The 23,584-nt window shown below is 63.0% G+C and carries 22 protein-coding genes and 1 tRNA gene; 9 read left to right on the top strand and 14 right to left on the bottom strand.

The window, feature by feature from the left end; genetic code table 11:
• Positions 1-8: 8 nt before the first annotated feature.
• Entirely contained in the window at positions 9-362 is a 354-nt protein-coding gene (rnpA, locus tag NKJ40_RS03540; RefSeq protein ID WP_352455989.1) for a ribonuclease P protein component, read from the bottom strand.
• Between the two features lie 23 nt (positions 363-385).
• Positions 386-520: a 50S ribosomal protein L34 gene (rpmH, locus tag NKJ40_RS03535; RefSeq protein ID WP_008833937.1), complete on the bottom strand. Its 135-nt coding sequence runs from the start codon at positions 518-520 to the stop codon at positions 386-388.
• Positions 521-854: 334 nt separating this feature from the next.
• Between rpmH and NKJ40_RS03530 the strand changes: the two genes are divergently transcribed.
• The 3 genes from NKJ40_RS03530 (at position 855) to NKJ40_RS03520 (ending at position 3,697) form a co-directional block, all read left to right on the top strand.
• The gene (locus NKJ40_RS03530) at positions 855-2,342 is read left to right on the top strand and encodes an ATP-binding protein (protein ID WP_023677495.1); all 1,488 of its coding nucleotides are present in this window, start codon (positions 855-857) and stop codon (positions 2,340-2,342) included.
• Between the two features lie 325 nt (positions 2,343-2,667).
• Positions 2,668-2,744 (top strand) — tRNA-Arg (locus NKJ40_RS03525).
• A gap of 638 nt (positions 2,745-3,382) precedes the next feature.
• Complete coding sequence (locus tag NKJ40_RS03520) at positions 3,383-3,697, top strand: antibiotic biosynthesis monooxygenase (RefSeq protein ID WP_023677497.1); 315 nt, start codon at positions 3,383-3,385, stop codon at positions 3,695-3,697.
• Between the two features lie 46 nt (positions 3,698-3,743).
• Here the strand turns inward: NKJ40_RS03520 and NKJ40_RS03515 are convergent, their stop codons facing one another.
• Complete coding sequence (locus NKJ40_RS03515; RefSeq protein ID WP_023677498.1) at positions 3,744-4,886, bottom strand: alpha-hydroxy acid oxidase; 1,143 nt, start codon at positions 4,884-4,886, stop codon at positions 3,744-3,746.
• Between the two features lie 69 nt (positions 4,887-4,955).
• Positions 4,956-5,978, bottom strand: coding sequence for a LacI family DNA-binding transcriptional regulator (locus NKJ40_RS03510; protein ID WP_502903687.1), 1,023 nt, complete (start codon positions 5,976-5,978; stop codon positions 4,956-4,958).
• A 538-nt stretch (positions 5,979-6,516) separates the two neighbouring features.
• Between NKJ40_RS03510 and NKJ40_RS03505 the strand changes: the two genes are divergently transcribed.
• The 4 genes from NKJ40_RS03505 (at position 6,517) to NKJ40_RS03490 (ending at position 10,839) form a co-directional block, all read left to right on the top strand.
• Positions 6,517-7,479, top strand: coding sequence for a sugar-binding protein (locus tag NKJ40_RS03505; RefSeq protein ID WP_352464735.1), 963 nt, complete (start codon positions 6,517-6,519; stop codon positions 7,477-7,479).
• Positions 7,480-7,591: 112 nt separating this feature from the next.
• The gene (locus NKJ40_RS03500) at positions 7,592-9,136 is read left to right on the top strand and encodes a sugar ABC transporter ATP-binding protein (RefSeq protein ID WP_352464734.1); all 1,545 of its coding nucleotides are present in this window, start codon (positions 7,592-7,594) and stop codon (positions 9,134-9,136) included.
• A gap of 23 nt (positions 9,137-9,159) precedes the next feature.
• On the top strand, positions 9,160-10,155 hold the full coding sequence (locus NKJ40_RS03495; RefSeq protein WP_352464732.1) for an ABC transporter permease: 996 nt from the start codon (positions 9,160-9,162) through the stop codon (positions 10,153-10,155).
• A gap of 153 nt (positions 10,156-10,308) precedes the next feature.
• Positions 10,309-10,839, top strand: coding sequence for a DUF2231 domain-containing protein (locus NKJ40_RS03490; RefSeq protein WP_352464794.1), 531 nt, complete (start codon positions 10,309-10,311; stop codon positions 10,837-10,839).
• Positions 10,840-10,930: 91 nt separating this feature from the next.
• On the opposite strand, the gene phnN is transcribed toward NKJ40_RS03490, so the two are convergent.
• From phnN to NKJ40_RS03445, 9 genes are all read right to left on the bottom strand, one after another.
• Positions 10,931-11,560 carry a phosphonate metabolism protein/1,5-bisphosphokinase (PRPP-forming) PhnN gene (phnN, locus tag NKJ40_RS03485; protein ID WP_352464731.1) on the bottom strand — a complete coding sequence of 210 codons (630 nt, stop codon included), beginning with the start codon at positions 11,558-11,560 and terminating at the stop codon, positions 10,931-10,933.
• Entirely contained in the window at positions 11,557-12,696 is a 1,140-nt protein-coding gene (locus tag NKJ40_RS03480) for an alpha-D-ribose 1-methylphosphonate 5-triphosphate diphosphatase (RefSeq protein ID WP_352464729.1), read from the bottom strand. The genes phnN and NKJ40_RS03480 overlap by 4 nt, the downstream gene beginning before the upstream one ends.
• Before the next feature lie 96 nt (positions 12,697-12,792).
• A complete protein-coding gene (locus NKJ40_RS03475; protein WP_352464727.1) occupies positions 12,793-13,500 on the bottom strand; it encodes a DUF1045 domain-containing protein in 708 nt (235 codons plus the stop codon).
• Positions 13,501-13,647: 147 nt separating this feature from the next.
• Positions 13,648-14,460, bottom strand: a complete 813-nt coding sequence (gene iolB, locus NKJ40_RS03470; protein WP_352464725.1) for a 5-deoxy-glucuronate isomerase — start codon at positions 14,458-14,460, stop codon at positions 13,648-13,650.
• 2 nt (positions 14,461-14,462) lie between these two features.
• On the bottom strand, positions 14,463-14,681 hold the full coding sequence (locus tag NKJ40_RS03465; RefSeq protein WP_254815905.1) for a DUF3329 domain-containing protein: 219 nt from the start codon (positions 14,679-14,681) through the stop codon (positions 14,463-14,465).
• Between the two features lie 42 nt (positions 14,682-14,723).
• Positions 14,724-15,641, bottom strand: coding sequence for a myo-inosose-2 dehydratase (gene iolE / locus NKJ40_RS03460; RefSeq protein ID WP_352464723.1), 918 nt, complete (start codon positions 15,639-15,641; stop codon positions 14,724-14,726).
• A gap of 41 nt (positions 15,642-15,682) precedes the next feature.
• Entirely contained in the window at positions 15,683-17,527 is a 1,845-nt protein-coding gene (iolD, locus tag NKJ40_RS03455) for a 3D-(3,5/4)-trihydroxycyclohexane-1,2-dione acylhydrolase (decyclizing) (protein WP_352464721.1), read from the bottom strand.
• Between the two features lie 34 nt (positions 17,528-17,561).
• On the bottom strand, positions 17,562-19,496 hold the full coding sequence (locus NKJ40_RS03450; protein WP_352464719.1) for a bifunctional 5-dehydro-2-deoxygluconokinase/5-dehydro-2-deoxyphosphogluconate aldolase: 1,935 nt from the start codon (positions 19,494-19,496) through the stop codon (positions 17,562-17,564).
• 199 nt (positions 19,497-19,695) lie between these two features.
• Positions 19,696-20,424, bottom strand: coding sequence for an SDR family NAD(P)-dependent oxidoreductase (locus tag NKJ40_RS03445; RefSeq protein WP_352464717.1), 729 nt, complete (start codon positions 20,422-20,424; stop codon positions 19,696-19,698).
• A gap of 138 nt (positions 20,425-20,562) precedes the next feature.
• Here NKJ40_RS03445 and NKJ40_RS03440 point away from each other — a divergent pair, with 138 nt between their 5' ends.
• Positions 20,563-21,453 carry an AraC family transcriptional regulator gene (locus NKJ40_RS03440; protein ID WP_352464715.1) on the top strand — a complete coding sequence of 297 codons (891 nt, stop codon included), beginning with the start codon at positions 20,563-20,565 and terminating at the stop codon, positions 21,451-21,453.
• On the opposite strand, the gene NKJ40_RS03435 is transcribed toward NKJ40_RS03440, so the two are convergent.
• Positions 21,450-22,295, bottom strand: coding sequence for a MurR/RpiR family transcriptional regulator (locus NKJ40_RS03435; protein WP_352464792.1), 846 nt, complete (start codon positions 22,293-22,295; stop codon positions 21,450-21,452). The genes NKJ40_RS03440 and NKJ40_RS03435 overlap by 4 nt on opposite strands.
• A 152-nt stretch (positions 22,296-22,447) precedes the next feature.
• Between NKJ40_RS03435 and NKJ40_RS03430 the strand changes: the two genes are divergently transcribed.
• Positions 22,448-23,557 (top strand): Gfo/Idh/MocA family protein, encoded by a 1,110-nt coding sequence (locus NKJ40_RS03430; RefSeq protein WP_352464714.1) that lies wholly within the window; start codon positions 22,448-22,450, stop codon positions 23,555-23,557.
• Positions 23,558-23,584 lie beyond the last annotated feature (27 nt).

Genomic DNA, 23,584 nt, shown 5'->3' with positions numbered 1-23,584 from the left:
CCCTTGGCCTATCGTGTTCCACGCAATCTGCGGGAGAGTTCGGCTTTCAACTGGCCGAACGGAGTGGTAAGCACGTCTTCGCGCCCGACGATGACATAATCATTGCCCGGCGCCATGTCATCCACGGCATGCGTGCGCACGGCCTCTCTCAGCCGCCGCCGGATGCGGTTGCGAACGACGGCGTTGCCGACCTTCCTGGTGACGGTGTAGCCGACGCGCGGCGCCTCGCTGTCGCCGCGGCCCAGGACCTCGACGAGGAAAAGCCGCCCGCGGCGCTTTTCGCCGCGGCGGACAGCCAGGAATTCCGCGCGCTTCAGAAGCCGCTTGGGATGGGCACCCGTTGGCTTGCCGGTTGCGGGCAACGATCTTGTCTCTCGCTTGGTGCTCAGGCGCTGAGACGCTTGCGGCCGCGGTTGCGGCGGGCTGCGACGACGCCGCGGCCACCTTTGGTGGCCATGCGGGCGCGGAAACCGTGCCTGCGTTTGCGGACGAGTTTGGACGGCTGGTAAGTACGCTTCATTTGTTTAAATACCGCGGGGTGCGGCCCTTCTTGATTCTGTCACTTTGTAACAGGAGCTTTGCCGGGCCGGTTTTGGCGCGATCGAAACCGCGCCGGGACGAATGGCCCGAGCGTGAGCGGGCTTATAGAAAGAAGGGTTTTGGAAGTCAATCCAGCGTGTCGGGCCGGCATTGTCGGACCGGCATCGAAGTCTTGCGGCCCTTTGTCCGGCTTCGACCAAGGATGAATTTGGCAAAAAAGCCGCAATCGCCTAATCTCACCCGATCAAGCGATCGTGAAGACGAGCAGTCCTTAAGACAAGCAGCCGTGATGACAGGCAGCCGTGACGACGAGCATGAGTGAAGTCCCAGCAACCGACGAAAGCATCGCCCAGGCGAAGGCCGCCACCCGCAGGGTGCCGCTGGCGCGCGGCCTGTCGACGAAGCTGCTGCTGCTCACCATCGTCTTCGTGCTGTTGGCCGAAATCCTCATCTTCGTGCCCTGGATCGCCAGCTACAGGCTGAGCTGGCTGAAGGAGAGGCTGAGCACCGCCGCCGCGGTTTCCATCGTCCTGGTGCAGGGCGAACCTGCCTCGCTGTCGCGTGCCGCCCAGAACGACGTACTGATGGCGATCGGCGCCAAGGCGATCGCCGTGCGCGACGGCGGCGTCTCGCGGCTTCTGGTCGTGGCCGAAATGCCGCCGCAGGTCGACGAGCATATCGATATCGCCAATGTCGGCATGATCAAGGGTATGACCGGCGCGCTGGACACGCTGTTTTTCGGCGGCAAGCGGATGCTGCGCGTTTTCGGGCCGGTCGGCGACAGCGACAAGGAATTCGAGCTGATCATGCCCGACCACCGCCTGCGCAATGCCATGCTGATCTATTCGCGCAACGTCGCCTTCGTCTCGCTGCTGATCTCGCTGTTCACCGCCATGCTGGTCTACGCCGCGATAGACCTGATCATGATCGGCCCGATCAGGACGATGACACGCTCGATGCTGTCCTTTTCCGAGGCGCCCGACGATCCCGGTCGCATCATTCACCCCGCCGCCCGGGCCGACGAGATCGGCGTCGCCGAACGCGAGCTGTCGCAGATGCAGGAGCGGCTGCAGAAGATGCTGACCGAGCAGAAGCACCTGGCCGATCTCGGCCTGGCCGTGTCGAAGATCAACCACGACATGCGCAACATCCTCGCCTCGGCGCAGCTGATGTCGGACCGCCTGCGCCAGGTCAAGGACCCGACCGTGCAGGCCTTCGCGCCAAAACTGCTGCGCGCGCTCGACCGTGCGGTGTCCTACTCGGAGGGCGTGCTGGCCTATGGCCGCACCCAGGAGCCGCCGCCGTCGCGCCGCAGGCTGCGGCTGCGCCAGCTGGTCGAGGACGTCCAGGGCCTGCTCGACATCGAATGCGGCATCGAATTCGTCAACGCCGTCGATCCGGTGCTCGAGGTCGACGCCGATTCCGACCAGCTGTTCCGCGTGCTCACCAATCTTAGCCGCAACGCCGTGCAGGCGATGGCGGCCGATACCGAGAGCGCCGTGGTGCGCCGCTTGACCATATCGGCCGAGCGCATCGGCAGCGTCAGCCGCATCGTCGTCACCGACACCGGCCCCGGCCTGCCGCCAAAGGCGCGAGAAAACCTGTTCGCGGCATTTCGCGGCTCGGCCCGCAGCGGCGGCACCGGCCTTGGCCTGGCGATCGCCCATGAATTGATCCGCGCCCATGGCGGCACGGTGGAGCTGGTCGAAAGCATCGGCGGCCGCACCACATTCGCGGTCACCATTCCCGACCAGCCGGTCCGGCTCGACCAGGCCCGCAACGGTCTGCGCCGCCCGGCGTAACGAACCGTTTCGTTACGGACCGTTTCAATTCGCAAATGGTTGGTCCGAGACTACGAGCCATCGGCTCGGCCGCCGTGCAACGGCGTGTTTCGTTACGGGCCGTTCCGATTGGCAAATGACTGATCCAAGACGACGACCTATCGGCTCGGCCGCCGCGTGACGCGATCTTGCCTTCGCCGGCCGGCGCATGACGGCAAAACATGACGGCAAAACTTTTGGCCAGGATCGGCTTGCTTTTCGCAAATTCAGTCGCTAGGGAACAGCTCACATTCGCGGCCGGTCGCCAGGATCGGATCGCGGGGCTATGCAAAGCATGGCCTGTTGCGCGCCCGTAGCTCAGCTGGATAGAGCACCAGACTACGAATCTGGGGGTCAGGAGTTCGAATCTCTTCGGGCGCGCCATTAAACTCATGCCTACCCCGGGAACATAGGTAACAGAATCTACCACCGGTGGCCTGAAAGTCGCGAGGGCTGAGCGCCATCCATGCCAAAAAGGGGATCGTCAGCTAATGCTGCTCAGTCGGCCTGCTTAATCTCCGGGCCCGGTTCAGTCGGCGGGCCTGGCGTGCAATCCTGGCCAGTGCATTCCTGCACGGGATCTTTCGCCGGCGGGAGACAATTTTGGCCTTCACAATGAACGGGCGGCTGCGTTGTTGCGGCTTTATTGTTCTGCGGCACAGGCCGATCCTCAGCGCGAACGGCCGGCATTCCAAGTTCGATCATGGCCGTGCACAAGAGCGCAATCCGAAGCAAATTCATTTTCGCCTCCGCAACTGACAGCGAGACGCAGATTATACCTTCGAACTGCGGCCAACATCCTGTCACCCGCGAACGGCGTTAACAGCGCGTTTCATTGCCGGTCGGAAGGGCGTACCGATTGCGATCGAGCGTCGTCCTCTTCCTGGCAAAATAGCGCCAGAAACGGGGCTTTCGGCCAGAGGTGACTGAAGCCAACCTTCCGATTTTCCTGTACACCTGTTCGAAGGGTTCGAGGTGCGTTAGGGCCTCGCATATTCGAGTTCTTTCACGGGGGAACGTACATGACGGCATTCAACAGCGTCCGCTTCCGGGTCAAGCCGGGTAGTGAAGATGAATTCATCGAACTGTTCAGCAGCGCTGCGCGCAATTTCGAGGGATTGCGAAAAATGGCTCTCATCAAATCGGGAGATGGCGCCTTCTTCTCGATTGGAGAGTGGGACACTTTTCAGCACATGGTCGCTGCCAGGCCCAAAATGCTGGGCAATCTTGATCGGTTCCGGCATACGTTGCAGCAGCTTGAGGGCGGATATACGGATGCTGTTTCCGGCGAGGCTGTCTTCGAAACGGACGGCAGGAGCAGCGGCAGGTCGGTATAGTTTCGCACTTCGAAAAGCTTATGCTCTGCGCCACTTCCCGGCTCTATTACCTAAACCGCACATTCCCCCTGGAAAGCTCTGCCACCGACCTGCATCCCATCAGCCGCATGTCGCGTTCGATCTCGGTTCGCATCAGGCCGAGCGCCCGTTCGACGCCGGCCTGTCCGGCGGCTGCCAGCGGGAAGAGATAGTAGCGCCCGACGCCGACGGCCTTGGCGCCCAGTGACAGGGCCTTCAGCACATGCGTGCCGCGCTGGACGCCGCTGTCGATGATCACGTCTATCTTGTTGCCCACTGCGTCGACGATCTCCGACAACTGGTCGAAGGGGCTGCGCGAGCCGTCCAGCTGCCTGCCGCCATGATTTGACAGAACGATACCGGTGCAGCCGATGTCGACGGCTTTTCTGGCATCGGCGACGCTCATGATCCCCTTCAGGCAAAACTGGCCGTTCCAGAAGCGGACCATGTCTTCGACGTCCTTCCAATCCAGCGACGGCTCGAGGATCTCGGTGAAATAGCGGCTGATGGAAAGCGCTCCGCCGCCGAGATCGATATGGCCGTCCAACTGCGGCAGGCTGAACTTTTCGTGCGTCAAATAGTCGATAGCCCATCTCGGCTTGATCGCGAACTGCATCATGCCGCCGAGCGTAAGCCGAAAGGGGATGGAAAAGCCGGTCCGCAGGTCACGCTCGCGGTTTCCGCCGGTGACGCTGTCGACCGTCAGCATCATCACGTCGACGCCGGACGTCTTGGCGCGCTCCATCATGGCGCGGTTCAGGCCGCGATCCCTGTGGAAATAGAACTGATAGACCTGCGGCGTCCTGTGCTTGCGGACTTCCTCCAGGCTGACCGTGCCGAGCGACGAGACGCCGAACATCGTGCCGAACTTCTCCGCCGCCGCGGCGACGGCGCGCTCGCCGCTATGGTGAAACAGTCGCTGGAGAGCCGTCGGCGAACAATAGACCGGCATCGCCAGCTTCTGGCCCATGACGGTGACCGACATGTCGACCTGTCCGACGCCGGCAAGGACGTTGGGGACGAGATCGCAGTCCTCGAACGCCGCCGTGTTGCGCCGCAGCGTCGTCTCGTCGTCCGCGCCGCCATCGATATAATCGAAGATCGGACCTGGCAGGCGCTGTTTTGCCAGCCGGCGGAAGTCCTGAAAATTGTAGCAGCTTTGCAATCTCATGAAATCAATCGGGTATATGCCGGGCCCGATGTCAAGCCTGTGCCATTGTCGATCGCCGGCGCTCTCGCCTCAGCCCGCCAGAGCGCCAACCGACTCCCGCTCCACCAGCGGGCATTCGAGCTTGGTGATGGGATAGCGGCCACGACCGGGAGCAGCGGGGACTTCGAGCTGCTCGATCGCCCATTGTCCCATCGCCATATGCGGCAGGATCGACGTCGTCAGCGGCGGGAACAGATGCCGCGCGATCTCCTCGTCGTCATAACCGATCACCGAAATATCCCGGGGGATGTGCAGGCCGGCCTCCTTTAGCGCCTCGTAGCAGCCGATCGCGGTGCGGTCGTTCTGGCAGAAGATGGCGGTCGGCCGGTCCTTCAGCGCCAAGAGCTTGACGGTCGCGGCATAGCCGGCGCTCGCCGACCAATCGCCTTCGACGACCAGCGCCGGGTCGAACGGAATGTCGGCCGTCGCCAGCGCCCGGCGGTAGCCCTTCAGCCGGTCCTGCGCCGCTTGCATCCAGGGCTCGCCGGTGACGGTGGCGATGCGCCGGTGGCCATGGCCGATCAAGTGGCGGGTGGAGCTCTGGCCGCCGGCGATCTCGCTCGGCACCACGGCGGGGAAGGCATAGTCGGCGGTGTAGCAGTTGAGCAGGATGACCGGAATGTCGAGGCCGTAGAGATAGTCCGGCGCGACGATCTCGCGGGTGAAAATGGTCATGTAGATCAGCGCCGAAATGCCCCGCTTGGTCAGTGCCGCGATGGCCCGGGGCTCCATCACCTCGTCGCCCATGGTTTGCGCCACCAGCAGCACATTGCCGGCGTTCCACGAGGCTTGCCGCGCCCCTTCAATGGCGACGACCGCCTCCGGGCTGGTCGCCAACTGGTCGACGGCAAAGCCGATCACGCCATCCAGCCCGTCGAATGCGGCAACTGGGGCCCGCAGGGCGGAAAACACCGGCGGCGCATAACCGAGGGCCCGCGCCGCCTCGATCACCCGCTCGCGAGTTTGCTGCGACAGCCTGATGCCCGGCGTGTTGTTGAGGACGAACGAAACCGTCGCCTGCGAACATCCGGCAGCCCTGGCGATATCGGTCATGGTAACGCGGCCCTTGGGATTTTTCCCGGACGGCTTGCGCCGCCTGGTACCCTCAAGGATGGGATCGCGCAGTGGTTCGTTCATGTCATTCGTCCCTCAAATCTCGCATTTATAACGCGAAGCGCTACTAATAGATATAAGCGCCCTCTCAGGTGATTTTAGTCGCCAATCCGAAACGGCAGCGACTTGGAAGGCCTCTCCTTTTTTGTGAGAATTCCGATTAAACTAATACTCTTTACTAATATCCGGCGGCCCTATAACGTCAATCCATCATGCTCGGGCGACATCGGACCGCGCGTGTTCGGAACGCGAGCCAGCCTGGTGTCGGACGGTTCCCGTCAGCCGGAGCTCGCCTGCCGTTTCGAGGAAATGTCAGACAAATCGGACTATTTACGAACGACGAATGAGTCTCTAAAGTCGACGATCGCGGCTGGAATGGCGTCGTTCTTCGCTGCCGAAACCCTGAGGAGGAGGGCGTCCAAGCCGCGCCGGCACGTTCATCATCAGCGAAATTACTGAGTCAAATGGGAGGTTGAATATGAAATCTGCGATACGAAATGCGTCCGTCGCCGCTGCGGCCCTGCTGCTCGGCCTGTCCGTCAGCGCAATTGCGCGGGCCGACGACAAGCCGACACTGGCCTTCGTCGTCAACGGCGCTTCCGATTTCTGGAAGGCTGCCGAAGCCGGCGTCAAGAAGGCTCAAGGCGAATTGCCCAATTACAATCTCGAGCTCAAATATCCGGAGCAGTCCTCGGTCGCCATCCAGCAGCGCCTGATGGACGATCTGGTGACGGCCGGCGTGAAGGCGATCATGGTCTCGGCCGTCGATCCCAAGACGTCGACCGACGGGCTGAACAAGATCGCCTCGGAAACGGCGTTGTTCACCACCGACAGCGACGCACCGCAGACCAAGCGTGTCGCCTATATCGGCTCTTCCAATGTCGATGCCGGCAAGCAGGCGGCAGAGATCGCCAAGAAGGCAATGCCTGACGGCGGCAAGTGCCTCGGCTTCGTCGGCCTGCTCGGCGCCGACAATGCCAAGGAACGTATCCAGGGCATGAAGGACGGCCTCGCGGGCACCAAGATCGAATTGGTCGACGTGCGTGGCGACGACATCGACCAGGCCCGCGCCAAGAAGAACGTCGAGGACGCGCTGGTCGCCAGCCCCGACGTCACCTGCATGGTCGGCTTCTATTCCTACAACACGCCGCGCATCTATGAGGCGCTGCGCGATGCCGGCAAGCTCGGCCAGATCACCGTCGTTGGCTTCGACGACGATCCGATCACGCTGGGCGGCGTCAAGGAAGGCACCGTCGCCGCTACCGTCGTACAGCAGCCTTTCGAATGGGCCTATCAGGGCATGAAGCTGATGGCCGCCTATCTCGAGGGCGACAAGTCGGGCGTTCCCGCCGATGGCCTGATCATCGTGCCGACCAAGATCATCGGCAAGGACGATGTCGACGCCTACGCCGCCAGCCTCAAGGCGATGTCTGGAAACTGAGCGAATTAGGTTGCGCCGGCTCAAGGTTCGCCTTGAGCCGGCGTTCTATTGACGGGCTTCGCGAGGCCCGTCAGTCTGAGACCAAACGGCTCACCGGCTGCTGTCAGGCGTGATGAATTATTCCGATCTATCCATCGTTGCATCCACGGCCGCTCCGTTCCTGAGCCTCGACGGCGTGCGCAAGACCTATCCCGGCGTCGTCGCGCTGGACGGGTTCTCGATCGAGGTCAGGCCCGGCGAGGTCATCGGCCTGGTCGGCGAAAACGGCGCCGGCAAATCGACGCTGATGAAGATCCTCGGCGGCGTGACCCGGCCGGACACCGGCACCATCACCGTCGATGGCGTCGCCCATGACAGTCTGACCGTCGAGGCCAGCATCGGTTCGGGCATCGCCTTCGTCCACCAGGAACTCAACCTGTTCGAGAACCTCGACGTCGCCGCCAATATCTTCTTCGGCCGCGAACCGCTGCGCGCCGGCCCGTTCAGGCTGGTCGACCGCGCCAGGCTGCGAGCGCTGGCGGCGCCGCTGCTCAAACGCGTGGGCGCCAATTTCTCGGCCGATACGGCGGTGTCGGCGCTGTCGCTGGCCCAGCAGCAAATGGTCGAGATCGCCAAGGCGCTGTCGATCAAGGCGCGGCTGGTCATCCTCGACGAACCGACATCGAGCCTGCCGATCGCCGAAACCGACAAGCTGCTCGGTGTCATCAAGGCGCTGAAGGCAGACGGCATCAGCGTCATTTTCATCTCGCACCGCCTGCACGAGGTCGAGCGCGTCGCCGACCGCGTCGTCGTGCTCAGGGACGGCATGCTCGCCGGAACCTTGCCGAAGAGCGCCATCAATCACGACCAGATGGTCAAGCTGATGATCGGCCGCATGCTGAAGGAGAGGGAGAAGGCCGCAGAATCGGCGCGCCCGCCGGGCTCTGTCGCGCTGTCGGTCAAGGCCATTCGCACCGCTGCCTATCCCGACCGGCCCGTCGACCTCGATGTCAGGCATGGCGAGATCCTCGGCCTCGCCGGTCTCGTCGGCTCCGGCCGGACGGAGCTGGCGCGCGTCCTGTTCGGCATCGATAAGAGCTTTGGCGGCTCGTTCCAGCTTGACGGAAAAGATCTGGTTCTAGGTTCGGCCGCGGACGCAGTGGCCAACGGTATTTTCCTCGTCCCCGAGGATCGCAAGCTGACCGGCATCCTGCTCGACCTGTCGATTGCCCAGAACATTTCGCTGCCCAATCTGCCGGCACATTCGCGGCGCTCGCTGGTCTCGGCCGGCGCCGAGGCCGCCACCGCCGAGAAGCAGAAGACCGATCTCGGCATCAGGGCGCCCTCCGTCCAGACGCGCACCGGCACGCTGTCCGGCGGCAACCAGCAAAAGGTCGTGCTGGCCAAATGGCTGGCGATGAAGCCGAAGGTGATGATTCTCGACGAACCGACCCGCGGTATCGACATCGGCGCCAAGGCCGAGATCTACGGGCTGATGCGGGCGCTGGCCGATGCCGGCGTCGCCGTGCTGATGATCTCCAGCGACATGGAGGAGGTGATCGGCGTTTCCGACCGCATTGCCGTCATGCATGAAGGCCAGATCTCGGGCATTCTCGACAAGGACCGGTTCAGCCAGGAAAACGTGCTGCTGCTGGCGGTCGGCAAGCAGCCGAAGTAGTTCGCAGGCATTGGGAGAAGACGATGAGCAAGAAAGATCTCGGCCTGCTGATCCTGATCCTGGTGGTCGGCGCGGTGGTGGCGATCATCAACCCGCGCTTCCTGCTGCCGATCAATCTCGCCAACACCTCGAACCTGATCGGGTTGTTCGGCATCCTGTCGATTGGCCAAGCCTTCGTCATCATCACCGGTGGCATCGAATTGTCGGTCGGCTCGGTGGTTGCGCTGCTCGGCGTGCTGTTTATCGACTTCATCGCCACGCGCGGCATGGCCTGGCCGGTCGCCCTGCCGCTGATCCTGGTACTCGGCGGCATCATCGGGCTGGCGCATGGCTGGCTGATCACCCGGCTCAAATTGCAGCCTTTCGTGGTGACTTTGTGCGGCCTGTTGATCTATCGCGGCGTGGCGCGCTTCTACACCGCCGACGGCACCGCCGGCTTTGCCTTCGGACAGAACTTCCCGGGACTCGAGTTCCTGACGGCGGGGCGGTCCTGGGGCGTGCCGAACAGCTTCATCGCGCTGATCGTCATCGCCGTCGTCATGTGGGTGGTGCTGCACCGGTCGGTGTTCGGGCGCTATCTCTATGCCATCGGCAAGAACGAGGAAGCGGCAAAATATTCCGGCATCCGCACCGGCCGCATCGTCATGGCCGCCTATGTCATCTGCGGCGTGCTGACGGCGCTGTCAGCTATCTATTTCGCCATGTACACACGCTCGATCTCGCCGGCGAGCCACGGCCAGTTCTACGAGCTCTATGCCATCGCGGCCGCGGTGCTCGGCGGCTTTTCGCTGCGTGGCGGCGAAGGCTCGCTGATCGGCGTCCTGCTCGGCACCGTGCTGCTGCAGGAGCTGCAGAACCTCGTCAACCTGCTCGGCATCCCGTCCTCGCTCAACTTCGCCGTCATGGGCGGGGTGATCCTCATCGGCGTACTGGTCGACCAGCAATGGGGCGTGTTCAGGGCGCGGCGGCGGATGCTGGAAGCCACACGCAAGGGCGTGGCGGGTGCTGCCGCTGAGTGACGCAAAAATAGCTGGATGAAATACGCCGACTGCCATGGCAGGTGGCGTGAAAGAGTCAGCCGGAGCTTCGCGACAGCAGTTCAGGTCGGTCTCTATTTGGAACGAAACCCGTATCTGAGCGTTTATTTAAGCTTTGCTACGCGGAGGCGTTCCATGCTCACGAATCCAGTTAGTACCGCCAAAGTAGGAACTCACCCCCTCCACCCGATGCTGATACCTTTTCCTGTCGCGTTTCTTGTCGGTGCGTTTGTCACCGACCTGGTTTTCTGGGGGACTGCCGATGCCTTCTGGGCACGAGCATCGATGTGGCTGATCGGGGCAGCCATAGTAATGGCCCTTCTCGCTGCGACAGCCGGTTTTATCGACTTCCTCAACGAGCCGCGCATTCGCGCCTTGTCCGACGCCTGGTACCACATGCTGGGCAACTTGACCGCGGTCGTTGTGGCACTGATCAATTTCTACCTTCGCTATGCACAAGGCGCCGAAGCCGCGGTCCGCCCATGGGGTGCGCTCTTGTCGTTCATAGTGGTCTGCATACTGCTGTTCACCGGCTGGAAGGGCTGGGAGATGGTGTATCGGCACCACGTTGCAGTTCTGGATACACCAGCGGATGCGCCAGCGAAGCCTTCGACAACCACTGCCACGGATACTCGTCACGCTGGTCGGGACCGGCACGCCGCATGAGGCCATAATCCCGAAAAGTGGATACCGGTTTCCAAAAAGATATCGGTTAGACAAGTAGCGCCCATACCGAATGCATCGGATGGGCGCTACTTTAGATAAGGCCCGACATGTCGGAGAAGGCCATGGCCTTGCGCAGCACCTCGGCGAAGCGCTCGCCGGCGGCTTCACGAGGGCCGCTATTGTCGATCGAGGTGACACCCGGTCCGGACAGCGCCACATTGGCACTGCGCGCCAGCCGTGCCAGCACTTCGCCGCGCGATTCGCGACCGCGCAATGCCAGCCGCTCGGCCAGGATATCCGGTGTAGCCGTGATCTCGACGACAGCCAGATTGGCGTAGCGCTCCCGCAGGGCCGGGATGATCGCGCGCGAGACGTTGGCGATCGCGACACGGCCGTTTGAGACCGACCAATCGACTTCGGCCGGGATGCCATAGCGCAGGCCATGCGCCTCCCAGGAAATCGCGAAGGCGCCATCCGCTTCGGCCTCGACGAAGGCAACGTCGGCGAGCGTGTCGTGATCCTCGGTGGCCGCATCGCTCGGCCGGGTGATCACCCGGCGCACGAACTCCAGCCGGCTCTCGTCGGCAAACACGGCGCGCGCATAGCCGATCACCGTGTCCTTGCCGGCACCGCTCGGCCCGACGACGGCGACGAAGACACCGTCGCGGATCGGAAATCCCGTAGCGGACAATTCACGCTCGACCGATGCCGATACCATCATGCGACTCGGCGTCCCTGCCGCCAGACCGTGCGGACGACCGGGACATGGTCGTCGACGCGCACGCGAACCAGATCGGCGCGCCGGCCGGGCTCGATGACACCGCGATCGCTGAGGCCGACCGCCTCGGCCGGGTTCTTCGAGACCATCGCCACCGCCTGTGGCAAGGAAATGCCCTCGACCACGTCGCCGAGGAAGAAGGCTGACTGGATCAGACTGAAGGGAATGTAGTCCGACGACAGGATATCGAGCAGGCCATCGCCGGCCAGCGTGCGGGCCGAGACATTGCCCGAATGCGACGCGCCGCGCATGACGTTCGGCGCGCCCATCAATACGCCGAGCCCTGCCTCTTTTGAAGCCCGCGCCGCCTCCTCAGTGGTCGGGAACTCGGCGACGCGCACACCTTGCTCGATCGCTTCGTCGACATGGCCGACGGTTGCGTCGTCATGGCTGGCGAGCACGATGCCGCGCTCTTGGCAGGCAGCGGCGATGAAGCTGCGGTTCGGGCTCGAATTCCTCGCCGATTCCGCCATCCGCTTTTCGCAGAATTTCTGGAAATCGTGATCGGTCAGCTTCAGCTTGCGCTGGTAGTAATAGGCGTAGGTTTCCAAATTGACGAACTGGCGCTGTCCGGGCGCATGGTCCATCAGCGACGCCAGCCTGACCCGCTCGTCGCCGTCGAAATTGGCGAAGGCCGTGAGGCAGTCCGGCGCCGAAACCTCGCAACGCAGATGGAGGAAATGGTCGGCCCTGAGCCGGTCCTGCTGCACGCTGTCCTCGATCGCGTCGGCCAGCTTGCGTATGTCGGCGGCCGTCAGGTCGGCATCCTCGTCCATGCCGACGCGCAAGGCGTCGAGCACGGTGGTGATGCCGGCGGTCGCCACCTGCGCGTCATGCGCGAGCACAGCTGCGATCGGGTTCCAGCGCACTTTCGGCCGCGGCGCGTAATGGCCTTCGAGATGGTCGGTGTGGAGCTCGACCAGGCCAGGGATGATGAAGTCGCCGCCCATGTCCTCGCCGCTGCGGCCAGCGCCGGGATCGATGGCGGCGATCACCCCATCGCGCAGCACGATCGACCCTTCGACGATCTGGTCGGCCAGCACAATACGGGCATTGTCAAGAACGGTCTCGGCAGTCATTTCAGGCAGTCCTTGCAGCATTTTGCAGCCAATTGAAAATGAATTGGCGTCGCACCATGCGGTTAAAGCAAATAGTCATTTAGGCAGTTCTTCTGGTCAGGCAGTTCTTCTGGCCGGGCGGCGCCCGAGCGCGTGATGCGACAGCCCCATGAACGGCGCACCCGGTTCAGTTTCCACAAACAGCGTCAGCGCGTCCACCGGCACCGGCCGTTGCAGCACGTCCGCAAACAGGCTGTCGATTGCTAGGCGAAGACGAGGACTTTCCTGTGACGAGACCCGGCCGGACAGCGTCATATGGAAGCGAAACGTCTCGAAGACATAGGGGTAGCCCCACTGGCAGAGATTGCGGAACTCGTCGGGCTTCAGCGAATCGGGGCTGCGCCGCTCGATCTCGGCTTCGGTTAACGGCGCGCGAAAGCGGTCGAAGTCGTGCACCACGTCGTCGGCGAAGCGGTTGAGCGCCTGCAGCGGCGCTTCCGGCACCAGCGCGAAAAAGCCGTCGATCTGGCTGACGATCAGGCGCGGGATGGTCACCACCGGCGTCGCCTCGGCAAAATCGTCGAGTGCTGCGCGAAGCGAGGCTTCCGTCTCGTTGGAAGCCAAGCGGAAAGGCGCCTTCAGCGTCGCATGAAAGCCATAGCGGCGCGCCGAGGCGGTATGGAAGGCAACTTCTGCCGCCGACAACTCGCCCGCAGCCTCGACCGGCTTTGTGGCGGCACCGAATGGGTCGCGACCGAGCCAGTTGGCGGCGATCCGTGCCAGCGGTTCGTCCTGTCGGGGGGTGAAATAGATAGCGTAGCGCATCGAAAGTCCTCGTCAGCCCCGCTGCCATAGGTGATTTCCATGACGAATTGACGAAGCTTTGCGGCGTTTTCGGTAACAAAACCACACGGCCGGGTCGTTAGCCGACGATTTTTCGCTTGGACCAGCGTTGGGGCGAAGGGGAAGTGGTTAGGCCTTCATCAGCCATTCATGCTCGGGCGCGTTGTGGAATTTCCACGTCCGCTTCGGTCCGGCCATGACGTTGAGGTAATAGAGATCATAGCCGTGGCAGGCGGCGCAGGGGTGATAACCCCTGGGTACCAGCACGACGTCGCCGTCCTCGACCGCCATCGCCTCGTCGAGCGAACGAGCACCGCTCTCGTCGGCATCGGTGTAGACGCGCTGGAAAGCAAAGCCCTGTGGCGGGTTGAGGCGGTGATAATAGGTTTCCTCGAGATAGGATTCAGCCGGCAGATTGTCCTGGTCGTGCTTGTGCGGCGGATAGCTCGATGTGTGGCCGCCGGGCGTGATGACCTCGACCACCAGCAGGGAATCGGCCGGCTTGCCTTCCGGCAGGATGTTGGTGACGTAGCGCGTGTTGGTGCCTTTGCCGCGAACCTCCTGGCCGAGATCGTCAGGTCCGATGACACGGACCGGCAGACCGCCGCCCAGTCCTGGCGCCGAACAGACGGCAAGTTCGAGATCGGTATCGGCGCTCACCGACCACTCCGACCCCTGCGGCACATAGACCGACCACGGCTTGCCTTCGAAGGGCGACATGCGCTCGCCGAGCAGGCCGAGTTCCTTGCCGCCGGCCTTGGCCTTACCCTTGCCGGTGACGAACACAAGGCAGACCTCACGATCCGCGGTTTGCCCGGAAGCGCTCTCGCCGGGCCGCAGCCGGTGCAGATCGAAGCCGACATAGGTCCAGCCGGCGCTCTGCGGCGTCACATGGGCGACGCGGCCGTGGCCCTTATTGGCTTTGACGAGCAGCTTAGACATGGTCATTCCTTCGGTTTGGCGTCCGCCGATGGCTTGTCCTCGTCAGCCGGCTTGTAGAGATAGAAGAATTGCCAGACGGCATAGCCGGCGAAGCCGAGCGCGATCACGCCCCAGAACGGTGTGCCGGTAGCGAATTCGATCACCGACCAGACCAGGCAGACCGCGACAACGGCAACGCGCCGCCACAGCGGCCGGAAAAACGGGTGCTCGGAGTCTTTCATCGGATCACCCCCGGGCATCGGATCAGCCCTTCCTCGCGAGCCTCAAGCATTGGGAAAGCCCTGTGTCTCCACCGTGTAGCCCGCCGCCGTCATCACCCGCATCAATTCCTTGTAGCCGACCTGCGCCATCTTGAGCGGCGGGTTCTTCTTCGGATCCTGCTCGGCCTCGACCACGAACCAGCCTTCATAGCCATGGTCAGCTAGCCTCTGGACGATGGCGCCAAAATCCAGCGAACCATCTCCCGGCACGGTGAATGCGCCAAGTGCCACCGCATCGAGGAAGGATTGCTTCTCGCGATCCAGTCCCGCGATCACCTCCATGCGCACGTCTTTCACATGCACGTGGTTGATGCGCCGGTGGTGGTTGTCTATCGCGCGCAGCACATCGCCGCCGGCAAAGGCCAGGTGACCCGCGTCGAGCAGCAATGGAATGCCTTCTCCCGAATAGCGCATGAAGGCGTCGAGCTCTGGCTCGGTCTCCACTACTGCGGCCATATGGTGATGATAGGAGAGCGGCATGCCTTGTTCGGCACACCATTCCCCGAACTGCGTGAGCCGCTTCGCATAGGCTTTCATCTCCTCGTCCGAAAGCCTGGGCTTGCTGGCAAGCGGTTTCGAGCGGTCGCCCTGGATGGAGCGGCCGACTTCACCATAGACGATGCAGGGCGCATTCACCGCCTTGAACAGATCGATCATCGGCTGGATGCGATCCTTGTTTTTCGCCATGTCTTCGTCGACCAGCGTTCCCGAAAACCAGCCGCCGCAAAGCGTCACGTCGGCCTGCCTGAGGATCGGCAGCATGATTTTCGGATCGTTGGGAAAGCGGCGGCCCATTTCCATGCCGGTAAAGCCGGCCGAACGCGACTGGCGCAGGCATTCCTCCAGCGACACATCATCGCTGAGTTCCGCAAGATCGTCGTTCCACCATGCAATGGGGGACATGCCCAGTTTGGCTTTCAAGTCGTCACTCCAGTCTCTGACATTCGAGGCGTTGGCGGGCGCTAAAATCGCCGCCCGCTCAGCGCTTCCTCATATTTCTTGCGCGCCGCATTCACTTGCGGCCGTGCCGAGACTTCCGGCACTGCGACATCCCACCAGCTTCCACCGGCCTCGGTCGAAACCAGTGGGTCGGTGTCGATGACCAGCACGGTCGTTCGCGTATTCTTCTTCGCTTGCGCCAGCGCAGTTTCCAGCCCGGCGATCGACGCGACTTTTTCGGCAATCGCACCCATGCTCGCAGCATGCGCGGCGAAGTCGATCTCGGGCAAGGTCTCGTGACGAGCGTCCTTCAACAGATTGTTGAAGTTGGCGCCGCCGGTCGCCACCTGCAACCGGTTGATGCAGCCATAGCCGCGGTTGTCGAGCAGCACGATGGTCAGCTTGAGGCCGAGCATCACCGACGTCGCGATCTCGGAATTGAGCATCAGGTAGGAGCCGTCGCCGATCATCACGACTACCTCTTCGTCCGGCTTGGCCATCTTGACGCCAAGCCCGCCGGCGATTTCATAGCCCATTGTCGAGAAGCCGTATTCTGCGTGGTAGGAGCCGGGCGCGCCCGCCTGCCATAGCTTGTGCAATTCGCCGGGCAAGCCGCCGGCGGCATGGAGCAGTATCACGCCGGAGCCCATGGCGCGCTGTACGGCGCCGATCACCTGCGCGTCGGATGGATAGGCGGCATTGGTTGACGCCGTCACCTTGCCGGCATCCGCCTGCCAGTCCTTCTTGCCCGTGATCGCATTGTCGGTCCAGCCTGAAGGGGCTTTCCAGCCTTTCAGCGCGGCAGCCAATTCGGCGAGCCCTTCCGCCGCATCGGCGACCAGCGGCAGCGCCTGGTGCTTTCCGGCGTCAAAGGGCTGCACGTTGAGCCCGATGATGGTCCTGCCGGCATGCTTGAACAATGCCCAGGAGCCGGTGGTGAAATCCTGCAGTCTGGTGCCGACGGCAAGCACGACGTCCGCCTCTTCGGCCAGCCCGTTGGCCGCCGAAGTGCCGGTGACGCCGACCGCGCCCATGTTCAACGGATGATCGTCGGGGAGCGAGGATTTGCCGCCTTGCGTCTCACAAACCGGAATGCCGGCGCCTTGCACCAGTTTTGCCAGTTCCTCGGACGCCTGCGAATAGAGTACGCCACCGCCCGCAATCACCAATGGCTTCTTCGCGCTCTTCAGCGCGGTCACTGCAGCTGCTAGCTCTTGGCGGTCCGGGCGCAGCCGGCGCTGGGTCCAGAGTCGCTCGGCAAAGAAGCTCTCGGGGTAGTCATAGGCCTCGGCCTGTACATCCTGGCACAGCGCCAGGGTCACCGGGCCGCATTCGGCGGGATCAGTCAGCACCTGCGTGGCGCGGTTGAGCGCCGGCATGATCTGCTCAGGCCGCGTGATGCGGTCGAAATAGCGCGACACCGGCCGGAGGCAGTCATTGACCGTCGCCGTGCCGTCGGAAAAATCCTCGGCCTGCTGCAGCACTGGGTCGGGAATGCGATTGGCGAAGATGTCGCCGGGGAGAAACAGGACAGGCAACCTGTTTACGTGCGCAAGTGCAGCCGCCGTCACCATGTTGAGCGCACCGGGGCCGATCGAACTTGTCGCCGCCATGAAGCGACGGCGGAAATTGGCCTTGGCGTAGGCGATCGCCGCATGTGCCATCGCCTGCTCGTTATGGGCACGGAAGGTCGGCAGCTCGTCGCGCACCTGGTAAAGCGCCTCGCCGACGCCGGCGACATTGCCGTGGCCGAAGATCGCCCAGACGCCGCCGAAGATCGGCACTTTCTTCCCGTCGATCTCAGTCATCTGCCGGGCAAGAAAGCGGGTCAGCGCCTGCGCCATCGTCAGGCGGATTGTCTTGGTCATGTCGGTTCCTCCGCAGTCCTATTGCCGCGCCTTCTTATGCTGCTTTGCGGCCGCGCGCGGCAAGCCATGCCTCGGTCAGTTTCTCGAAGCGAGAAGCCATGTCGGCAACCGCGTCATCGTCCGACATCTTGCCGGCAAGCCATTGTTCGGCCGCGTTGATGAAGATTGTGCGGCCGACAGCGAAACCCTTGACGATGGGCGCTTTGGCGGTGGCGGCGAAGGCCGCTTCCAGCTCGTCCTGCGGCGCTTCGAGGCCAAGCAGCACAATCCCGCGGCACCACGGATCGTTCTTCAGGATCACCGCCTCGATCTTTGCCCATGCGCCGGCCGATCCCTGCGGTTCGAGCTTCCACCAATCGGGCTTGATGCCGAGTGCGTAGAGTTCCTCGAGCGCGCGCGGTATCGTCATGTCGTCGAGCTTGCCGTGCTTGCCGGCGATGATCTCGACCAGAAGTTCTCTGCCCACTTTCCGCGCGGCCTCGAACAAAGCGCGCAGCTTCTGCTGCTGTTCGGCTTTCAGCTCCGCCGGATCATCGGGATGATAGAAGCACAGGCACTTGATGCAGTGGTCGACCGGCCATTCGGTCAGTTGCGAACCTATGTCTTGCGAGAACTCGAAGCGAAGCGGCCGCGAACCCGGCAGCTCGACCGGCCGGCCGAGCCAGGCGAAGGAATGGTGGGCGAATTCGAACATCGCCTCGCGTCCGTATTTTTCGTCGAGCAGCACGCCGTAGCCGCCGCGGCCGGCCGCGACCTTGGCCGCAGCCTTGACCGTCAGCACCTTGAAAGCTGGGATTCGCGACGGATCGGCGCCGGCTTTTGCCGCGATGTCCTCCAGCTGGACGCGGTGGTCGCAGGCGAACGCCATCAGCGAGGGGATGTCGCGCCGGCGCGTGGTCGCCCAATGGATGTGGTTGATCGCCTCGTCCTTGCGCAGCGCCAGGTGCTTGCTGCCGTTTTTCAGGAAGAACTGCAATTCCTCGAAGGTCGGGTATTCCGGCGCGCAGAGCAGCCGCGATACGGCAAAGGCGCCGCAGGCATTGGCCCAGGTCGCCGCCGTCGCCAGGCTTTCCTCGCCGAGCCAGCCGCGCAGGAAGCCCGACATGAAGGCGTCGCCGGCGCCGAGCACATTGTAGACCTCGATCGGAAACCCCTTGCCGACGACACCGTCCTCGAGGTCGTCACTGATCGGCCCGTCATAGACGATGCAACCCATGGCGCCCCGCTTCAGCACAATGGTTGCCGCCGACAGTGAGCGGATGGTTTTCAGCGCACTCAGGCAATCGTCTGCGCCCGAGGCGATCATGATCTCCTCTTCGGTGCCGACGATGAGGTCACAGTCGGGCAGCACCGTCTTCAACTGCGCCGAGACGCGGTCGGATTTCACATAGCGCTCAAAGCCTTCGGCGTGGCCGGCGAGGCCCCACAGGTTAGGGCGATAGTCGATGTCGAACACCACCTTGCCGCCCTTGGCTTTCATGACACGGATCGCCTTGCGCTGGGCGGCGTCGCTGTTGGGCCGCGAAAAATGCGTGCCGGTGACGACGACGGCGCGTGCCGAAGCGATGAACGCCTCATCGATGTCGTCTTCCGAAAGCGCCATGTCGGCGCAATCGCTGCGATAGAAGATCATCGGCGAGACGCCTTCATCCTCGACCGACAGCAGCACCAGGGCGGTCAGCCGCTCTGGGTCGGTCTTGAGGCCTTGGACCGAAACGCCCTCGCGGGTCAGCTGCTCGCGGATGAAGCGGCCCATCTGCTCATTGCCGACGCGGGTGAGCAGCGCCGAGCGCAGGCCGAGCCTGGCAGTACCGACCGCGATGTTGGCCGGACAGCCGCCGACCGACTTGGCAAAGGAAGTAATGTCCTCGAGGCGCGAGCCGATCTGCTGACCATAGAGATCGACGGAAGCGCGGCCGATCGTGATGATGTCGAGCGGCGCATGTCTCGCTTCCACGGCTTCGCCCATTCGAACCTCCCATCGGCTTGTTGTATTGGGTAACACGCGCGAGCGGCAGCGTGGCGCCGGCAATATGAAATAATAATTCCAATCCATAGTCAATATGGAACGAGCATTCCCAAGGCTGAAAAGTGCTGTGCAAGGCTCGCGCGTTCAGAAACTTTGAGGTCAGACGAACGTCAAGGGTCTACCACTGAAACCAGCTGATTTACCAAGGAAGCGGGCCATCATCGTTGAAGTACCCGGCGGTCGGGCCATCGGCGTCCAAGGTCGCCAGGTGAATGACGATTTCGGCCGCCTGCTGCACCGTGCGGTGACCTTTATACCCGTTGAGATCGGTGGCGGTGTAGCCGGGCGCCGCGGCGTTGACCTTGATGCCTTGGGGCGCGAGTTCCCTGGCGAAAGCCACGGTGATGGCGTTCAAGGCTGTCTTGGAGCTGCCGTAGCCCATCATGTTGACTGCGTGGTTCGCAGTGGTGGGATCGAGCGCCCGGCCGATGGACCCGGTGGAGCTGCTCACCATCACCATCCGGGCAGCAGGTGCTGCCAGCAGCAGCGGCAGGAATGCCTGGGTCACGCGGATCGGGCCGAAGACATTGACGTCGTAGGTGGCCTGGATGTCGGCGATCCGCTGCTGGCTCGGCGGCAGGTCGTAATTGATGGCGACGCCGGCGTTGTTCACCAGCACGTCGAGGCAGGGGCTGGCCTGCCCGAGTGCCTTGGCTGCCGCCGCAACACTGTTTTCCTGCGTGACGTCGAGTTCAAGCCACTCTGCGTCGAGGCCTTCCGCGCGCAATGCCTGCGCCGCCGCCATGCCGCGTTCGGCGCTCCTGGCGCCGAGCCAGACCTTGAAGCCCATGGTCGCCAGTCGCCGGGCGATTTCGCGGCCTATACCCTTGTTGGCGCCGGTCACCAGCGCGGTTTTCGATGTTCTCATAATGGGTGTCTCCATTTTTCTTGTGGAAGACCCACAAATGGCGCGAGGCAGCGGGCGCCGCGCGCCGGAAATTCTCCGGCTCTTGCCTAATCCTCTCACGCCGTTGCGCGGCCGGCGCGAATGCGCGATGCTGGCTCAATGAGCGAAGCGTTGCACGAGTTGATCGAGATCGCCGGCCGCCATGCGCGCGGGCGACGAACAAGCACGGCGGTTCCCCGCGTTTCGATCGGCCGCAGCGAAGTTGCCACGCCGCCATTGCCAGGGGTGTGGGGGTCGGGGATCTTATTCGTATTGCAGGGCGCGAAAACGGTTCTGATCGGCGACCGGGCTCTTCGTTACAATCCGGCCAGCTATTTCATCTACACTGTCGAGACGCCCACCATCAGCCAGATAGTCGAAGCGAGCGCGGCGCGTCCTTATCTGGCCATTGGCTTGACCCTTGACCTGCAAGCCGTCGCCGCGCTCCTCGTCGAGCACGGGCCGACCCTCAGTGGCGACAGTTTCTCCACCTCTCCCGTTGACGACGACCTGCTCGACGCGTTACGTCGAATGATGCGGCTGCTTGACCGGCCAGCGGAGATTCCCGTGCTCGCGACCATGCTCGAGCGGGAGATACTGTTTCGGCTCCTGCAAGGCCCCCAGGGCGGAAAGCTTCGTGAACTTGCGCGTGCCGATGGCCATCTGTCCCGGATTGGCCAGGCGATCGCTTGGATCCGTTCGCATTCCCGTCAGCCGATCCGGGTCGGGGATCTGGCCGAAATCGCCCATATGAGCAGCGCTGCGTTTTATCGTCACTTCAAGGCGGCGACGGCCATGAGCCCAATCCAGTATCAAAAGCAAATCCGCTTGCTGGAAGCCCGCCATCTGCTGATTGCCCAGCCGGGCAACGTGGCGCGTGTCGCCTTCGCTGTCGGCTATGAGAGTGCTACCCAGTTCAGCCGGGAGTATGCCCGCCAGTTCGGATCGCCGCCAGCCCGCGACGCAGCGCGGCTTTTGACAGGAGGCGAAACGGCAATAGAGGTGATCTAAGGCTTGCGCTTCCTGCCGCTATCGCGCCGCTTCTCGCCGACCGCGACGGTCAGCGCCATGGCCAAAGCCATCGTCGCCGACAGCGAGCGGAAGCCGGCGAAATCGGCTTCGGCGACCTCGAACCAGACCCTGGCGAACTGGGCGAGCGGCGAAAAGGAGCTGTCAGTAATCGCCACGATCGGCACGCCTTGCTCCGAAATGACGCGCGCCTCTTCGATGGTGGCCGGGGCATAGGGTGAAAAGCTGATGGCGATGACAGCGTCCCTTGGAGAGGCAAAGCCGATCATCTCTGCATTGAGCCCGGCGGCCGATTCGATCAGTTGATTACGGATCTTGAGCTTACCCAGTGCATAGGCGATGTAGGAGGCGACCGGGTAGGAGCGCCGCTTGGCCAGCACATAAATGGTTTCCGCCTTGGCCAGCACGGCGATCGCATCTTCGAAATGGTCTTCATTCAGCGTGCGCGAAATGTCGTTGAGCGAGGTGCTGGCTGCGGCGACAAAACCGTCGAAAATCGCGCGGTGGCCGGCGCCTTCCTCGGCCTTGGCGCGCAATGCCGCCAGCCTTTCATCGTAGGATGAGTTGCGCTCGCGCAGGCGCTCGCGAAACACCAGCTGCAGGCTGGTGAAACCATCAAAGCCAAGCTGCTGGGCAAAGCGGATCAGGGTCGAAGGCTGGACACCGGCGGAGGCGGCGATGCTGGCAGCGGTGCCGAAGGCGATATCGTCGGGGTTGTCGAGCGCATAGGCGGCGATCTGGGCGATACGTTTCGGCAGGCTCTGACGTCGCTCCAGGATCGTCGCCCGCAGCGTTTCGAAATCGCGAGGCACCCGTTCGTCCATCGTCGCTCCGCCCAGGCTCATCGTTAGTTCCCTCTGTGCCCCATCATAGCGGGCCTGTGCAAGAACACCATAAAAAATGAGGCAAGCGTTCCATTTGCAAACAAAATGGACTAATTCATCCACATAAGTTTGCACACAGGGAGGCAAGGCAGATGGTCAGGGTAGGTCTTATCGGCACGGGCTTCATGGGCAAGTGCCACGCCATTGCCTGGAACGCGGTCGGCACCGTCTTTCCCGATGTCGACAAGCCAAGGCTGGTCCATCTGGGCGAGGTCAACGAGGACCTTGCGAAACGCCGCGCCAGCGAATTCGGCTTCCCCAAGGCATCCGGCGACTGGCGTGCGGTGGTCGACGATCCGGATGTCGATGTCATCTCGCTGACCACGCCGAACCAGTTCCACCCGGAAATGGCCATCGCCATCCTCGAAGCCGGCAAGCATCTGTGGTGTGAGAAGCCGATGGCGCCGAGTTTTGCGGAGGCGCAAGCGATGGCTGCGGCCGCGCAGAAATCCGGCAAGGTTGCCGCGCTGGGCTATAACTATATTCAGAACCCGGCGATCCGCCATATCGGCGCTCTGCTCGACGAGAAGATCATCGGCGAGGTCAACCATCTGCGTATCGAGATGGACGAGGACTTCATGGCCGATCCGGAGGCGCTGTTCTTCTGGAAGCACGAGGCGGCGTCCGGTTACGGCGCGCTCGACGATTTCGCCGTGCATCCGCTGTCGCTCATCGCCGTACTGTTCGGCCGCGTTGCCCGCGTCATGTGCGACATGGCCCGACCCTATGCCGACCGCCGCGTCGCCTCGGGCGTGCGCCGCGCGGTCGAGACCTACGACATCGCCAGCATCCTGATGCATCTCGAAAACGGCATCGCCGGCACGCTACTGGTCAACCGTTCGGCCTGGGGCCGCAAAGGCCGGATCGTCATCCAGATTTTTGGCTCGAAGGGCTCGATCCTGTACGACCAGGAGCGGATGAATGAGTTCCAACTCTATCTGACATCCGACCGGCCGACCGAGCAAGGCTACCGCACCATCCTGGTGGCGCCGCACCACAGGCCTTATGACGCCTTCCTGCCGGCGCCCGGCCACGGCCTCGGCTTCAACGACCTCAAGATTATCGAATGCCGGGAGCTCTTGACGCGGCTTGCCGGCAAGCCGGCGCGGATCATCGACTTCGACGAAGGCCTGGAGATCGAGCGCACCGTGCACGCGATGGCGCGCTCGTTCGCGGAACAGCGCTGGGTGGAGGTGAGGTAGTCTCCCGCTTGGATAGGTCTGGCATCT

Source organism: Mesorhizobium sp. M0119 (genome assembly GCF_040322615.1).
GTDB lineage: Bacteria > Pseudomonadota > Alphaproteobacteria > Rhizobiales > Rhizobiaceae > Mesorhizobium.
The sequence above is the reverse complement of the archived record's forward strand: the minus strand, read 5'-3'. Positions and strand labels throughout refer to the sequence as shown.

Coding starts and splice junctions, on each gene's coding strand:
- NKJ40_RS03465 (WP_254815905.1), bottom strand. CDS start 14,681: ATGAAAGACTCCGAGCACCCGTTTTTCCGGCCGCTGTGGCGGCGCGTT.
- NKJ40_RS03490 (WP_352464794.1), top strand. CDS start 10,309: ATGCTCACGAATCCAGTTAGTACCGCCAAAGTAGGAACTCACCCCCTC.
- iolB (WP_352464725.1), bottom strand. CDS start 14,460: ATGTCTAAGCTGCTCGTCAAAGCCAATAAGGGCCACGGCCGCGTCGCC.
- phnN (WP_352464731.1), bottom strand. CDS start 11,560: ATGATGGTATCGGCATCGGTCGAGCGTGAATTGTCCGCTACGGGATTT.
- NKJ40_RS03475 (WP_352464727.1), bottom strand. CDS start 13,500: ATGCGCTACGCTATCTATTTCACCCCCCGACAGGACGAACCGCTGGCA.
- NKJ40_RS03515 (WP_023677498.1), bottom strand. CDS start 4,886: ATGAGATTGCAAAGCTGCTACAATTTTCAGGACTTCCGCCGGCTGGCA.
- NKJ40_RS03510 (WP_502903687.1), bottom strand. CDS start 5,978: ATGACCGATATCGCCAGGGCTGCCGGATGTTCGCAGGCGACGGTTTCG.
- NKJ40_RS03500 (WP_352464734.1), top strand. CDS start 7,592: ATGAATTATTCCGATCTATCCATCGTTGCATCCACGGCCGCTCCGTTC.
- NKJ40_RS03480 (WP_352464729.1), bottom strand. CDS start 12,696: ATGACTGCCGAGACCGTTCTTGACAATGCCCGTATTGTGCTGGCCGAC.
- NKJ40_RS03450 (WP_352464719.1), bottom strand. CDS start 19,496: ATGGGCGAAGCCGTGGAAGCGAGACATGCGCCGCTCGACATCATCACG.
- NKJ40_RS03445 (WP_352464717.1), bottom strand. CDS start 20,424: ATGAGAACATCGAAAACCGCGCTGGTGACCGGCGCCAACAAGGGTATA.
- NKJ40_RS03505 (WP_352464735.1), top strand. CDS start 6,517: ATGAAATCTGCGATACGAAATGCGTCCGTCGCCGCTGCGGCCCTGCTG.
- iolD (WP_352464721.1), bottom strand. CDS start 17,527: ATGACCAAGACAATCCGCCTGACGATGGCGCAGGCGCTGACCCGCTTT.
- NKJ40_RS03520 (WP_023677497.1), top strand. CDS start 3,383: ATGACGGCATTCAACAGCGTCCGCTTCCGGGTCAAGCCGGGTAGTGAA.
- rpmH (WP_008833937.1), bottom strand. CDS start 520: ATGAAGCGTACTTACCAGCCGTCCAAACTCGTCCGCAAACGCAGGCAC.
- NKJ40_RS03430 (WP_352464714.1), top strand. CDS start 22,448: ATGGTCAGGGTAGGTCTTATCGGCACGGGCTTCATGGGCAAGTGCCAC.
- NKJ40_RS03530 (WP_023677495.1), top strand. CDS start 855: ATGAGTGAAGTCCCAGCAACCGACGAAAGCATCGCCCAGGCGAAGGCC.
- NKJ40_RS03440 (WP_352464715.1), top strand. CDS start 20,563: ATGAGCGAAGCGTTGCACGAGTTGATCGAGATCGCCGGCCGCCATGCG.
- NKJ40_RS03435 (WP_352464792.1), bottom strand. CDS start 22,295: ATGGACGAACGGGTGCCTCGCGATTTCGAAACGCTGCGGGCGACGATC.
- NKJ40_RS03495 (WP_352464732.1), top strand. CDS start 9,160: ATGAGCAAGAAAGATCTCGGCCTGCTGATCCTGATCCTGGTGGTCGGC.